At 70.8% G+C, this 13266-nt stretch carries 14 protein-coding genes; 3 read left to right on the plus strand and 11 right to left on the minus strand.

Annotated features, from left to right (window positions below):
* Positions 1 to 5: 5 nt before the first annotated feature.
* The 3 genes from ACIP4X_RS07665 to ACIP4X_RS07675 form a co-directional block, all read right to left on the minus strand.
* Positions 6 to 623, minus strand: a complete 618-nt coding sequence (locus tag ACIP4X_RS07665; protein ID WP_358728935.1) for a Uma2 family endonuclease — start codon at positions 621 to 623, stop codon at positions 6 to 8.
* 52 nt (positions 624 to 675) lie between these two features.
* A complete protein-coding gene (locus tag ACIP4X_RS07670; protein WP_391456664.1) occupies positions 676 to 1614 on the minus strand; it encodes a helix-turn-helix domain-containing protein in 939 nt (312 codons plus the stop codon).
* Between the two features lie 226 nt (positions 1615 to 1840).
* The gene (locus ACIP4X_RS07675) at positions 1841 to 2308 is read right to left on the minus strand and encodes an ATP-binding protein (RefSeq protein WP_401347183.1); all 468 of its coding nucleotides are present in this window, start codon (positions 2306 to 2308) and stop codon (positions 1841 to 1843) included.
* 142 nt (positions 2309 to 2450) lie between these two features.
* Between ACIP4X_RS07675 and ACIP4X_RS07680 the strand changes: the two genes are divergently transcribed.
* Positions 2451 to 3335 (plus strand): helix-turn-helix transcriptional regulator, encoded by an 885-nt coding sequence (locus ACIP4X_RS07680; protein ID WP_358728929.1) that lies wholly within the window; start codon positions 2451 to 2453, stop codon positions 3333 to 3335.
* Positions 3332 to 3541, plus strand: coding sequence for a DUF397 domain-containing protein (locus ACIP4X_RS07685; RefSeq protein WP_401347186.1), 210 nt, complete (start codon positions 3332 to 3334; stop codon positions 3539 to 3541). The genes ACIP4X_RS07680 and ACIP4X_RS07685 overlap by 4 nt, the downstream gene beginning before the upstream one ends.
* A 63-nt stretch (positions 3542 to 3604) precedes the next feature.
* Here the strand turns inward: ACIP4X_RS07685 and ACIP4X_RS07690 are convergent, their stop codons facing one another.
* Positions 3605 to 3799: a hypothetical protein gene (locus ACIP4X_RS07690; protein ID WP_358728925.1), complete on the minus strand. Its 195-nt coding sequence runs from the start codon at positions 3797 to 3799 to the stop codon at positions 3605 to 3607.
* Between the two features lie 198 nt (positions 3800 to 3997).
* Here ACIP4X_RS07690 and ACIP4X_RS07695 point away from each other — a divergent pair, with 198 nt between their 5' ends.
* Positions 3998 to 6127: a prolyl oligopeptidase family serine peptidase gene (locus ACIP4X_RS07695; RefSeq protein WP_401347189.1), complete on the plus strand. Its 2130-nt coding sequence runs from the start codon at positions 3998 to 4000 to the stop codon at positions 6125 to 6127.
* A gap of 67 nt (positions 6128 to 6194) precedes the next feature.
* Here ACIP4X_RS07695 and ACIP4X_RS07700 read toward each other — a convergent pair whose 3' ends face one another.
* The 7 genes from ACIP4X_RS07700 to ACIP4X_RS07730 all read right to left on the minus strand — a co-directional run bounded on the left by ACIP4X_RS07700 (position 6195) and on the right by ACIP4X_RS07730 (position 13145).
* Complete coding sequence (locus tag ACIP4X_RS07700; protein ID WP_358728922.1) at positions 6195 to 7289, minus strand: dipeptide ABC transporter ATP-binding protein; 1095 nt, start codon at positions 7287 to 7289, stop codon at positions 6195 to 6197.
* Positions 7270 to 8256, minus strand: a complete 987-nt coding sequence (locus ACIP4X_RS07705) for an ABC transporter ATP-binding protein (RefSeq protein WP_358728920.1) — start codon at positions 8254 to 8256, stop codon at positions 7270 to 7272. The genes ACIP4X_RS07700 and ACIP4X_RS07705 overlap by 20 nt, the downstream gene beginning before the upstream one ends.
* Positions 8257 to 8263: 7 nt before the next feature.
* Positions 8264 to 9229 carry an ABC transporter permease gene (locus tag ACIP4X_RS07710; protein ID WP_401347194.1) on the minus strand — a complete coding sequence of 322 codons (966 nt, stop codon included), beginning with the start codon at positions 9227 to 9229 and terminating at the stop codon, positions 8264 to 8266.
* Positions 9222 to 10145 carry an ABC transporter permease gene (locus ACIP4X_RS07715; protein WP_358728916.1) on the minus strand — a complete coding sequence of 308 codons (924 nt, stop codon included), beginning with the start codon at positions 10143 to 10145 and terminating at the stop codon, positions 9222 to 9224. The genes ACIP4X_RS07710 and ACIP4X_RS07715 overlap by 8 nt, the downstream gene beginning before the upstream one ends.
* 5 nt (positions 10146 to 10150) lie before the next feature.
* The gene (locus ACIP4X_RS07720) at positions 10151 to 11791 is read right to left on the minus strand and encodes an ABC transporter substrate-binding protein (protein ID WP_391456654.1); all 1641 of its coding nucleotides are present in this window, start codon (positions 11789 to 11791) and stop codon (positions 10151 to 10153) included.
* A gap of 124 nt (positions 11792 to 11915) precedes the next feature.
* The gene (locus tag ACIP4X_RS07725; RefSeq protein ID WP_401347197.1) at positions 11916 to 12506 is read right to left on the minus strand and encodes a GNAT family N-acetyltransferase; all 591 of its coding nucleotides are present in this window, start codon (positions 12504 to 12506) and stop codon (positions 11916 to 11918) included.
* Between the two features lie 207 nt (positions 12507 to 12713).
* The gene (locus ACIP4X_RS07730) at positions 12714 to 13145 is read right to left on the minus strand and encodes a VOC family protein (RefSeq protein WP_401347200.1); all 432 of its coding nucleotides are present in this window, start codon (positions 13143 to 13145) and stop codon (positions 12714 to 12716) included.
* Between the last annotated feature and the right edge of the window lie 121 nt (positions 13146 to 13266).

Raw genomic sequence — 13266 nt, forward strand, 5'->3', positions numbered from 1 at the left:
CGCGCTCAGGACTCGGCTTCCTCAGCGCTGTCCCCCCGATAGCGCGGCAGCCCGTCCGTCGGGATCGTCCAGTCGCCGATGGTGACGTCCTCCCCGTAGACGAAGTCCTTGCGGGTCGCATAGCGGGGGCCGTCCGGAGTGGGGTGGATGTCGGTGAAGACCGCGCCTTCGCCGGTGCGCGGGTCGAAGACTGCGTAGACGGGGATGCCGAGCAGCGGATAGTCCCGCACTTTGCCCACCCAGTCGTTGCCCGGGTTCGAACGGGAGACGATCTCGATGGCGGCGACGATCGTTCGGGGATCGACGGACCCTTCGGTGTCCATGTCCTCTTCGGCGATCACCATCACGTCCGGGCGGCGCATGACGCCTTCGGGCTCGTTCTCCACGTCGGGCTCGCCGGTATGGGCGACGATCTCTTCCGGCATCACCCTTTCCAGGCGCTTCCGGAGCCGCAGTGCGGTCAGCTCGTGGCGGCCGCTGGGCGACAGCATGTCGTGAACGATCCCTTCCCTGGTGATCTCGAATTTGCCCGGCAGCGTGTCATCCGCGGACTGAACGAAGTCGCGCATGGCCCGGTACAGGCGGGAGCCGTCCTGCTTCGCGCGGTCCGGTACGACGGCCATGGCGCTCGCTCCTCGTCGTCTGTGCCCAGGGGCAAGGATCGTCACGTTCATGCTAGGCGTCCCCCTGAAGATCGGTTCGGCAGTCGCGGCAGCGGCCGGGGGCGGGGGCGCGGAAGGCGCGGTCGCAGCCCTCGCAGGTCTGGAGCGGGTGTCGCACGGGCGGAGGGGCGGCCGGGGCGCGGAACGGGAGCGGCGGTGGGAGCTGGGCGGTGAGGCGGTACGCCAGGACCGCGGCGGGCCGCCGCAGCCCCTCGGACGGGAGGTCGGCGGTCAGGGCGTGGCGTACGGCCGCCGGACCCACCTCGCGTTCCAGCCAGGCGGCGACGCCCGGGGCCAGGTGGGCCGTGTCACAGGCGGAGAGGAGCAGGCGGGGGTCGCGGCGACGCAGGTCCGCGAGGAGGTCGGTGGCCGCTTGGAGCAGCGCGGGGGCGGGGTACGCGGGGCGTGGGACGGCGGGGAGCGGCTTGCGGGCAGCGCGCTTCTCGTGCGCCCCGCCCGTCTCGCGCGCCGCCTGCTTCTCGCACTGCTCCTGCTTCGGCGCTGCCGTCGCCGGGCGGTCCGGTGCGTCGGGCGCGGTGTGGGGCGGTTCGTCGTGGTGACGGCGGGCCGCGGTCGGCTGGTTGCAGGAGATCGTGCGGGTGACGATACGGCCGCCGGGGGCGCGTTCACGGGGGCGGCGGAGGTAGCCGTGGGCCTCCAACTCCCGCAGGGCGGCGGCGATACGGGTGGCTCCCTCGGGGAAGCGCACGGTGAGGGTCTTGATGTCGACGCGGGCGCCCTTCGGCAGCGACTGGAGGTGCACGCCGAGGCCGATGGCGAGCAGCGACAGTTCGCGGTGCTGGGCAAGGTGGTTGCCGATCACCGTGAAGCGGGTGGTGTGGCGGGTGTTGTCGTGGACGAGCCCGCCGGTGTGGTGGCCCCGGTTCGGGTCCTTGTCGGCCGCAATACGGGACTGAGCGCGCGGGGGCACGCTAGGGTTCTGGATACCCATCGGGAAGTTGCCTCTTCCTCGGTGGTCAGGCCCTCGCACTGGGATTGCCGTCCCGGCGGGGGCCGTCGCATGTCTGCGGTTGTCGTGCTGCGTTGGGCTGAGCGTAGAGCCGTCGGGGGCTGCCAAATCCAGCCGAGCCGGGGATGTTCACCCTCCCGAGTGAGCGCGGGCCACGGGCGGGAGGGGTGGGGCTTGGTGGGGTTCCTTCTCCCTCGTTCCTTTGCTTTCAGTCGCCGGCGCCACCGGAACCCGTGGGGGCGCGTTCCGGTCGCGGCAGGCGCAGTTCAGCCCAGACGGTCTTGCGCGGGAAGCGGTCCTCGGCCACACCCCAGCGCTCGGCGAGGGCGTCCACGAGCAGCAGGCCCCGCCCGGACTCGGCGTCCGTGTCCGGCTCTTGGAGTTTCGGGCGACGGTCACCGCGCGTGTCGGTGACTTCGATACGGAGCGTGCTGCCGATCACGTAGAGCGTCAGGCGGAAGCTGCGGCCGGGGTGCCGGCCGTGGATGGCCGCGTTCGCCGCCAGCTCGGCCACGACGTGGCTCGCCGCCTCAGTCGGGAGTTCCCACGTGCGGAGCTGGTCGGCAGCGAGGAGCCGGGCCAGGCGGGCGCCCCGCGGGGTGGACGACAGGAGGACGCTGAAGTTGGGCACGCCCGAGTCGAGTTGGGCTGTGGTCGCGGCATTTTCCTGATTCACATCACTCAGCGTGGCCAAGGAGGCCTACCGTGACGAGTATTCAAGCTGTTGCGTAGGGTCACCGTCCACTGTTTGTCCGGTGCTGTCCAACCTGTCGACGGCGTTCTTACGAGTACGACACGCACTACGGAAGGGCGCGCACATGTCGGTGGACGGCGAAGCGGTACGGACTCGGGTCGACTCCGAGGCGGCGGACGAGCCGGGGTGGGAGGTGGACCCGGACGACGACTGGGCGCTCGCCGTAGTGGCCACGGTGGGGCGGCAGTTGAGACTCCGACGGGAAGCGGCGGGGCTGCGGGTCGCCGAGTTCGCCGCGGCGGTCGGGTACGGCGACGACCTTGTCTACAAGATCGAGAGCGGCAAGCGCATCCCGCGGCCCGAGTATCTGGACGCGGCGGACGCGGTACTGAACGCGGGCGGACTCGTCTCGGCGATGCAGGAGGACCTGAAGAAGGTCCGGTACCCGAAGAAAGTTCGGGATCTCGCACAGTTGGAGGCGCGGGCGGTTGAGCTTCAGCTCTATGACCCACTGCACGTCCACGGCTTGTTGCAAACACGCGAGAGTGCGCGCGCCCTCCTTACGATGCGGCGTCCCGCGTACTCAGCGGAAGAGGTCGAGCGGTTCATCGCCGCGCGGGTGGCCCGCAAAGCGATCTACGAGCGCGAGCCGGCACCTGAACTCAGCTTCGTACTGGAAGAGTGGACCCTTCGGCGCCCACTAGGCGGGAGGGCGGTTCTGCGGGGACAGCTTGAGCACTTGCTTGAGGCGGGGCAGTTGCCGAATGTCGAACTCCAGGTCATGCCAGTGGAACGCGAGGAGCATGCTGGAGTGGACGGCGGGATCGAGGTGCTGAAGTTCGAGGACGGCTCAGCAATTGGTCGTTCTCCAGTGGTGGCCAACGGCCGACCGGTCTCGGAGCCGAGGCAGCTCCGTATTCTGGAACTCCGGTATGGCATCATCCGGGCGCAGGCCCTCACGCCTCGTGAGTCGGCTGCGTTCATCGAGCAACTGCTGGGGGAGACATGATGCGCACCACCTTGTCCGGGGACGCCTCCAACCAGGCGTGGTTCAAGAGCAGCTACAGCAGCGGCAGCGAGGGTGACTCCTGCGTCGAGATCGCCACCGACCTCAGCACGGTCCATGTCCGCGACTCGAAGCACGTCGACGGCCCCCGGCTCGCGATGACGCCGGGAGCCTGGGCCCACTTCGTTTCGTACGCCGCCGAAGACTGACAGCGCACGCCCGCGTGTGGTGGGGCAGGTGCCGCCCCACCACCGAGAGCACAGCCCGCGGGGTCAGAACTTGAAGCTGCCGATCATCCCCGCGATGTTCGTGGTGAGTTCGCTGATCGTGGGGGCCACCGTGGACGATGCCAGGTAGAAGCCCAGGAGCATGCACACGATCGCGTGACCCGCCTTGAGGCCCGACTTCTTGATCAACAAGAAGACGATGATCACCAGCAGCAGCACCGCCGAAATCGAGAGTGCCACGGCGGCTCACCTCCAAAGTTCCCGGGACGCGGGGGGTGTCGGGGGTATCGGGGGTCGTCGGACTACGGGGGCAGATAAATCCACACAGCAGGCAGCAGGTTCATACCCACTATGCGCTAACGATCATAACTATCCGCACGCGCGCATCGGTCGGCGCACGGCCGCACAAGGGGGCGCATGGCCAATATGGTTCATTGCATGACGACCGAGCCTGTCTCCTTCCCCCGACGGCACGCGCGCACCCAGCGGTTCACGCTCGGCGCGCCGCGCGCGTTCACCGTGGCTCCCGACGCCTCCCGTGTCGTGTTCCTGCGCTCCGGATCCGGCACGGACCGGGCCAACTCCCTTTGGGTGCTCGACCTCGGCGACGGCGCGGAGCGCGTGGCCGCCGACCCGCGCGCCCTCCTCGCCGGTGCCTCCGAGGACCTCTCGGCCGAGGAACGGGCACGCCGTGAACGCAGTCGCGAGGGTGGCGCCGGCATCGTCGGCTACGCCACCGACACCGCAGCGGAGTTGGCGTCTTTCGCCTTGTCAGGGCGGCTTTTCACAGCCGAGTTGCGGGCGGGTACGGCACGTGAACTGCCCGTGCCCGGACCGGTGATCGACCCCCGCCCGTCCCCCGACGGACGGCACGTGGCCTACGTCACCGCCGGGTCCCTGCGGGTGGTCGGCGCCGAGGGCGACGGCGACCGGGCGCTCGCCGAACCGGAGTCCGAGGGCATCGCCTACGGCCTCGCGGAGTTCATCGCGGCCGAGGAGATGCAGCGCTCCCGCGGCTTCTGGTGGGCGCCGGAGTCGGACCGGCTGCTCGTGGCGCGCGTGGACGACACGCCGGTGCGGCGGTGGTGGATCTCCGACCCGGCGCAGCCCGAGCGGGAGCCCAGCCGCGTCGCCTACCCGGCCGCCGGCACCCCCAACGCGGACGTACAGTTGTTCGTGTTCGGTCTGGACGGGACCCGCACGGAGGTCCTCTGGGACCGGTCCCGCTACCCGTACCTGGCTCATGTGCACTGGTCAGCGGCAGGGGCGCCGCTGCTCCTCGTACAGGCGCGCGACCAGCGCAGCCAGCTGTACCTGGCCGTGGACCCGGAGTCCGGGGCGACCCGCATGGTGCACGCCGATGAAGATCAAGATTGGCTTGATCTTTTCCCCGGGGTGCCGTGCTGGTCTCCCTCGGGGCAGCTCGCGCGTGTCGCCGACGAGGGCGGCGCGCGGGTGCTGGCGGTCGGCGAACGACCGCTCACCGGGGCGCAGTTGCATGTGCGGGCGGTATTGGACGTGTCGGACGACGACGTGCTGGTCTCCGCCTCGGCGGGCGAGGAGGCGGCGGACCCTGAGACCGGCGAGGTGCACGTCTACCGCGTCAACGAACTCGGCGTGGAACGCGTGAGCCAGGAGCCCGGTGTGCACACCGCGGTGCGCGCCGGGGGCGTGACCGTCCTCGTCTCCGCCACGCTCGACCGGCCGGGCGCCCGGGTACGGGTGGTGCGCGAGGGCCGGACGGTGGCCACCATCCGCTCCCATGCCGAAGACCCCGGTTTGTCCCCGCGCGTGACCCTCACCCAGGGGGGCGCACGCCGAATCCCGTGCGCCGTGCTTATGCCTACGGACTACCCCCGTGACACTGACGGCTCCGCTCCCCTGCCCGTCCTCCTCGACCCCTACGGCGGCCCGCACGGCTCCCGCGTGGTGGCCGCGCACAACGCGCACCTCACCTCGCAGTGGTTCGCCGACCAGGGATTCGCGGTGGTCGTCGCCGACGGCCGCGGCACCCCGGGCCGCTCCCCCGCCTGGGAGAAGGCCGTCCACCACGACTTCACGGTCACCCTCGACGACCAGATCGAGGCCCTGCGGGACCTCGCCGGGACGTATCCGCTCGACCTCGGCCGGGTCGCGATCCGCGGCTGGTCCTACGGCGGCTACCTGGCCGCCCTGGCCGTGCTGCGCCGCCCGGACGTCTTCCACGCGGGCATCGCGGGCGCCCCGGTCACCGACTGGCGCCTGTACGACACCCACTACACCGAGCGGTACCTGGGCGACCCGGACCAGGCTCCGGAGGTGTACGCCCACAGCTCCCTGGTCACCGACGACGGGCTGTCCTCGCCCGCCGAGCCGCACCGGCCGCTGATGATCGTGCACGGCCTGGCTGACGACAACGTGGTGGTCGCCCACGCCCTGCGGCTGTCCTCCGCCCTGCTCGCCGCGGGGCGCCCGCACGAGGTGCTGCCGCTGTCCGGGGTCACCCACATGACTCCGCAGGAGCAGGTAGCCGAGAACCTGCTGCTGCTCCAGGTGGACTTCCTCAAGCGCTCCCTGGGAATCGCCTGAGACCTCCCGACCCGACGCCCTCACAGCGCCCCTCACGGGCCGTGCGGGCGCCGGGCCGCCGGCGGGGTCACGGCGCCCTGCTGCCGGTGCCCTGTCCGTCGTTGTCCCGCTCCTCCGGCGGCACCACCTGGAGCTCCGCCGCGTAGTGGCACGCCGAGTCGTGCACCGCCGGCCCGGTGTCGTGCCGGAACTCCTCGGGCACCGCCAGCTCCGGCACCTCCAGCGTGCAGCGCTCCCGCGCCTTCCAGCAGCGGGTGCGGAAGCGGCAGCCGGAGGGGATGTCCGTCGGCGACGGCACGTCCCCCGAGAGGATGATCCGCTCCCGGCGCTCCCGTGCCCCCGGGTCCGGCACAGGCACGGCGGACAGCAGTGCCTGGGTGTAGGGGTGCGTGGGATGGTCGTAGATCTGCTCGTCGGTGCCGATCTCGACGATCCGCCCGAGGTACATGACCCCCACCCGGTCGGAGATGTGCCGCACGATCGACAGGTCGTGCGCGATGAAGACGTACGACAGGTCGAACTCGTTCTGCAGCCGCTCCATCAGGTTGATCACCTGGGCCTGCACCGAGACGTCGAGCGCGGAGACCGGCTCGTCTGCGACGATGATCTCGGGCCGCAGCGCCAACCCCCGTGCGATGCCGATGCGCTGGCGCTGACCGCCGGAGAACTGGTGCGGATAGCGGTTGACGTACTCCGGGTTGAGGCCGACGACGTCCAGCAGTTCCTGCACCCTCCTCCTCCGGTCGCCCTTGGGCGCGGCCTCGGGGTGGATCTCGTACGGCTCCCCGATGATGTCGCCCACCGTCATACGGGGGTTGAGCGACGTGTACGGGTCCTGGAACACCATCTGGATGTTGCGGCGCACCGCCTTCAGCGCCCGCCCGGACAGCCGGGTGATGTCCTCGCCCCGGTAGCGGATCTCGCCCGCCGTGGGCCGCTCCAGGTTGCACAGCAGCTTCGCGACCGTCGACTTGCCGCAGCCGGACTCGCCCACGATGCCGAGCGTCTCGCCCCGGCCCAGGGTGAAGTCGACGCCGTCGACCGCCTTGACCGCCCCGACCTGCTTCCTGAACAGCACGCCCCGGGTGAGCGGGTAGTACTTGACGAGCCCGCTGACCTCCAGGATCGGCTCGGCGGCCCGCTCAGCCGTCTGCTCTGCCATCCAGGCACTCCCTCCAGAAGTGGCAGGCGCTGACGCGGCTTTCGGAGACCTCGTACAGGGGCGGTACGTCCGTACGGCACACGTCCCGGGCCATGGGGCAGCGCGGGTGGAAGGCGCAACCGGGCGGGATCGCCTGGAGGTTGGGCGGCAGGCCCTTGATGGCGTACAGCTCCCGGCCCTTGTGGTCCAGGCGCGGGATCGAGTCCAGCAGGCCCCTGGTGTACGGGTGGGCGGGCGCCTTGTAGATGTCGTGCACGGGCGCGGACTCCACGATCCGGCCCGCGTACATCACCGCGATCCGGTCGGCGACGTCGGCGACCACGCCCAGGTCGTGGGTGATGAGCACGAGCCCCATGCGGTACTCGCGCCGGAGTTCGGCGAGCAGGTCCATCACCTGGGCCTGGACGGTCACGTCGAGGGCCGTGGTCGGCTCGTCGGCGATGATGAGCGCCGGCTCCAGGGCGAGCGCCATCGCGATCATGATGCGCTGGCGCATGCCGCCGGAGAACTGGTGCGGGTAGTCGCCGACGCGCTGCCGGGCGGCCGGGATGCGCACCCGGTCCATCAGCTCCACGGCCCTGGCGCGCGCGTCCTTGCGGGACATGCCCCGGTGCACGACGAACATCTCGCCGAGCTGGTCGCCGACGGACAGCACCGGGTTCAGCGCGGACAGCGCGTCCTGGAAGATCATCGCCATCTCGGCGCCCCGGATCCGCCGCCGCTCCTCCTCCTTCAGCTCCAGCAGGTCCCTGCCGCGGAACAGGATCCGCCCGCCGCTGATCCGGCCGGGCGGCACGTCGAGGATGCCCATGACGGCCTGCGCGGTCACGGACTTGCCGGAGCCGGACTCCCCGAGCACGGCGAGCGTCTCGCCCTCCTCCACCTCGTAGCCGACTCCGTTGACGGCGTGGACGATCCCGTCCCGGGTCCGGAACTCCACGTACAGGTCGCGGACTTCGAGCAGCACGGCGCCGTCACCTCAGCTTCGGGTCGAGGGCGTCGCGCACCGCGTCGCCGAGCATGATGAAGGCCAGGACCGTGATCGCCAGCGCCCCGGCGGGCCACAGCAGCGCGTGCGGGGCGTTGCGGACGTAGGGCGAGGCGGCGGAGATGTCGATGCCCCAGGAGACGCTGGGCGGCTTCAGCCCGACCCCGAGGTAGGACAGGGTGGCCTCCAGGGCGATGTACGTGCCGAGCGCGATGGTGGCGACGACGATCACCGGGGCGACCGCGTTGGGCGCGATGTGCCGCAGCAGGATGCGGGAGTCGGAGGCGCCCAGGGCGCGGGCGGCCTGGACGTAGTCGAGCTGTTTGGCGGTGATGACGGACCCGCGCGCGATCCGGGCGATCTGCGGCCAGCCGAGCAGCACGATGAACCCGACGACCGGCCAGACGGTGCTGCTCGGGACGACGGACAGCAGGACGAGACCGCCGAGGACGACGGGGATGGCGAAGAAGACGTCCGTGGCCCGCGACAGCACGGCGTCCCCGGCGCCGCCGTAGAACCCGGCGAACCCGCCCAGTACCGAGCCGAGGAGCGCCACCCCGAGCGTGGCGCACACGCCGACCGTGACGGACGCGCGGGCCCCGTAGACGGTGCGCGTGTAGACGTCGCAGCCCTGGCCGTCGAAGCCGAAGGGGTGGCCGGGCGCGGAGCCGTCCTGGGCGCGGGCCAGATCGCAGGTGAGCGGATTGCCCGAGGTGATCAGGGACGGCCAGAGCGCGATGAGGACCAGGAAGCAGATCACCAGCGCGGAGAGCAGGAAGACCGGGTTGCGGCGCAGGTCGCGCCAGGCGTCGGACCACAGGGAGCGCGGCTTGCCCGTCGGCCCGCCCGGCGCCCGCTCCAGTGTCGTCGCCTCGCTCGCCGCGAGGTCCATCGCGCCGCCCATGCCGGTCCCGGCGATGGCGCGCTCCGGCTCCCGCGGCTGCTCAGGCATAGCGGATCCTCGGGTCGAGTACGGCATAGAGCAGGTCCACGAGCAGGTTGGCGACCAGGAAGACCATGACGAGGACCGTCACGAAGCCGACGACGGTCTGGGTGTTCTGCCGCAGGATGCCCTGGTAGAGCTGGTAGCCGACGCCGTGGATGTTGAAGATGCGCTCGGTGACGATGGCGCCGCCCATCAGCGCGCCGATGTCGGTGCCGATGAAGGTGACCACGGGGATCAGGGAGTTGCGCAGCAGGTGCCGGACGACGACCCGGCGCCGGGGCACTCCCTTGGCGACGGCCGTGCGCACGTAGTCCGCGCGCCGGTTCTCGGCGATGGAGGTACGGGTCAGCCGGGTGACGTAGGCGAGGGAGACGGAGGCGAGGACCAGGCCGGGCACGATCAGCTCGCCGAAGGCCGCCGCCGGGGACACCGAGGGCCTGATCCAGCCCCACTTGACGCCGAACAGCAGTTGCAGCAGCAGTCCTGTGACGAAGGTGGGGACGGAGATGACGACGAGGGTGAGGACCAGGACCGAGGTGTCGACGGGCCGGCCGCGACGCAGCCCGGTCAGCACGCCCAGGGTGATGCCGACGACGATCTCGAAGAGGATCGCGACGATGGTCAGCCGGATGGTGACGGGGAACGCCGACGCCATCAGCTGGGTGACGGGCTGTCCGTTGAAGGCGGTGCCGAAGTCGCCGGTGAAGACGTTGCCCATGTAGGTCGCGTACTGCTGCCACAGCGGCTTGTCGAGGCCGAACTCCCGTCTGAGCTGGGCGGCGGTCGCGGTGTCGCAGGCGCGCTCCCCGCACAGTCCGGCGATGGGGTCGCCCATCACGTTCACCATCAGGAAGATCAGCAGGGTGGCCCCGAAGAACACCGGGATCATCTGGAGCAGCCGTCTGGCGACATAGCGTCCCATGCGGATCAGCCGACCCTGATCTCGTCGTAGACGGGGACGCTGAACGGGTTGAGCGTCACGTCGTGCAGCCGGTCGGAGTAGCCGGCGCTGCCGTTCTGGTACCACAGCGGGATGGCGGCCATGTTGTCCCGCAGGACGCCCTCGGCCTGCTGGAAGAGCCGGATCGCCCGGGGCCGGTCGCTCTCGGCGTTGGCCTGGTCGACGAGGCGGTCGAAGCGCTGGTTGGACCACTTGCCGTCGTTGGAGGAGGCGCCCGTGTAGTACAGCGGCTGGAGGAAGTTCTGGATCAGCGGGTAGTCCATCTGCCAGCCGGCCCGGAAGGGTCCGGTCATCCGGTGCCCGCTGATCTGGTTGCGGAAGTCGGCGAAGGTGCCGACCGGGTTGCCCACGCACGCCCGGTCGTTGCCGAGCACGTTGTTGATGGAGTTGCACACGGCGTCCACCCACTGCTTGTGCGAGCCGGTGTCCGCGTTGTACGTGATCCGCACCTGGCCGCCGGGGAGTCCGCCGCCCTCCTGGACCAGCTTCCTGGCCCCGGCGGGGTCGTAGTCGCAGGCGTGGCCGCACAGGCCCGGCTTGAAGCCGCCGTCCGTGCCGAGGACGGGTGAGGTCCAGTCGGTGGCCGGGGTGCGGGTGCGCCGGAAGATGGTCTCGGTGATCTGCTTGCGGTTGATCGCCATGGACAGGCCGGTGCGGACCTTGCGCGCGCCAGCGGTGTTCCACTTCGGGTCGTAGAACGGGAAGGCGAGCGTCTGCAGGATGCCGGCCGGGCTGTTGATGTAGCGGCCGGCCAGGTCGGTCCGCACGTTCTTGAGCTGTCCGGCGGGGATGTCGTCGACCAGGTCGAGGTTGCCGGCGAGCACGTCGGTGTACGCGGTGTTGCTGTCGGTGTAGACCACCAGGGTCACGCCGTCGTTCCGCGCCTTGTCCGGGCCCGGGTAGCCGTCCCACTTCTTGAGCGTCATCTGCGCGCCCCTGGTGTACGACTCGATGGTGTACGGACCGTTGCCGACGGGTGAGTCCAGCCAGGCGGCGTGGTGGGTGAAGAAGGTGCGGGGCAGCGGGGCGAAGGCGGCGTAGCCGAGGGTGTCGGGGAAGGTGGAGAACTTCTGGCCGAGGGTGACGGTGAAGGTGCGCGGGCCGGTGACCTTCAGACCGGAGAGGGTGTCGGCGCTCTGCCTGCCACTCTCGGGGTGGACCCTGTCGTAGCCCTCGATGTAGCCGAAGAAGTAGGCGTTCTTCTGGTTGTTCCGCAGGCTCGCGCCGTAGTTCCAGGCGTCGACGAACGAACGGGCGGTGACGGGTTCGCCGTTGCTGAACTTCCAGCCGTCCCTGACGGTGATGGCGAAGTGCTGCGAGTCGGTGGTGTCGATCCGCTCGGCGAGCATGTTCTCGGCCTTGGCGGTCCTCGGGTTGTACCGCTTCAGCCCGCGGAAGATCATGTCGAGCACCTTGCCGCCCTGCACCTCGTTGGTGTTGGACGGCTCCAGCGGGTTCTGCGGGTCGCCCCAGGAAGCGGTCAGCGCCTTGGCGCCGACGCCTGCGCCCCCGCCGCCGCAGGCCGCGAGGAGGAGCGCGGCGCCCATCGCACCCGCGGCGGCCCACCCGGGGCCTCGAAAGGCCCTGGTGCGCGCGACTCCACGCATGGGTGCCTCCTCGGGATGCGGTGACCTGAGACATATCAGCACATAAGCTGCACATCACACGGTCGCCGCACCGGGCACCCCCGCCGGACGGGTGGAGAGGATCCGTGGAGGACCTGACCGGCGGTCAGCCGACGGCCGGGTACGGGTCCGTCGCGAGTCGGGCGTGGAGGTGGGTGTCGAAGTACGTGCCCGGCACGCCCGCGGCGGGCAGGAAGCCGCGCAGCACCCCCTCGTACGCGAAACCGCAGCGGTCGGCGACCCGGCAGGAGGGCGTGTTGCCGACGGCGTGCCCCAGATCGATACGGTGCAGGCCGAGCTGTTCGAAGCCCCAGCGGACGCACAGCTCGACGGCCCGGGTCACCGTGCCGCGGCCGCGCGCCTCGGGCAGGAGCCAGTAACCGACCCCGGCGTGGCCCATGCGGCGCTCTATCTTGTGGAGTTCCACGCTGCCGAGCACCTCCCCGGTGACGGCGTCGGTGACGCAGTACGGCGCGTGCCTGCCCTGTTTCCAGTGCTCGGCACGTGTGGCGACGTAGTCCAGCGCTCCGGCCTCGTCCATGGGGGTCGCCTGCATGGCGGACCAGCGCAGCGCTTCGGGGTCGTTCAGGCCCTTCATCACGGCAGGCACGTCATGCTCCCGCCAGGCCCGCAGACGCAGTCCGAACCCGTCGAGTTCCGTATACGGCAGAGCGTTCGCCGCCGCGGTCTCCGTCATGAGGTGCTCCTTGAGAACAGTAGAAAATCGGTCCGCCCGGCACGAGGCCGACCGACGCGAGGCCAGCCCTGCACGCGCCCCGACCTGCGCGAAGCCCGGCCGGGACGAGGACCGCGCGACGTGGAACCGCTCGGCGCAGGGCGCGCGCGGCGCGTGGGCGCTCGGTGCGGGGATGTCGTCCGGTGTCGCGGCGGGGGGTGGGCGGTGTCACGGCGGTTCGGGGGGCGTCGTGGCCGGGGAGGTCTCGGGGGGCTCCGGGTGGGCCACCAGTTCGACTTCGAAGCCGTCGGTGTTCTCCAGGTAGGCGGCGTAGTGGCCGGGGCCGCCCGCGTACGGGTGGCGGTCGGCGAACATCAGCGTCCAGCCGTGCCCGGGCGCCTCGGCGACCAGGGCGTCGAGCCCTTGCCGGGTGGGCACGTGGAACGCCAGGTGGTTCAGGCCTGGGCGGAGCCGGTCGTGCCGGTCGCCGCGCAGGGCCGGGGACCGCTCGATCACGAGGTAGGTGTCACCGGACCGCCAGCTCACTCCCGCCGGCCAGTCCTGGTACGGCGACCAGCCGAGCCGTCCGAGGAGCCAGCCCCAGCAGGCGCGGGCGCGCTCCAGGTCCGCCACCCACAGCTCCACGTGATGCAGTGTCACCCGGCCGCTCCCCTCCACCCCGTGATCTCGCCCGCCGACCGGAAAACGACCGGCCGATACGGCCGGTTCCCGGCACCGTCGTGCGGTACCGGGAACCGGTCGGGGATCGGTCTGCGCCGCT

This window comes from Streptomyces sp. NPDC088817, assembly GCF_044750345.1.
Taxonomy (GTDB): Bacteria; Actinomycetota; Actinomycetes; order Streptomycetales; family Streptomycetaceae; genus Streptomyces.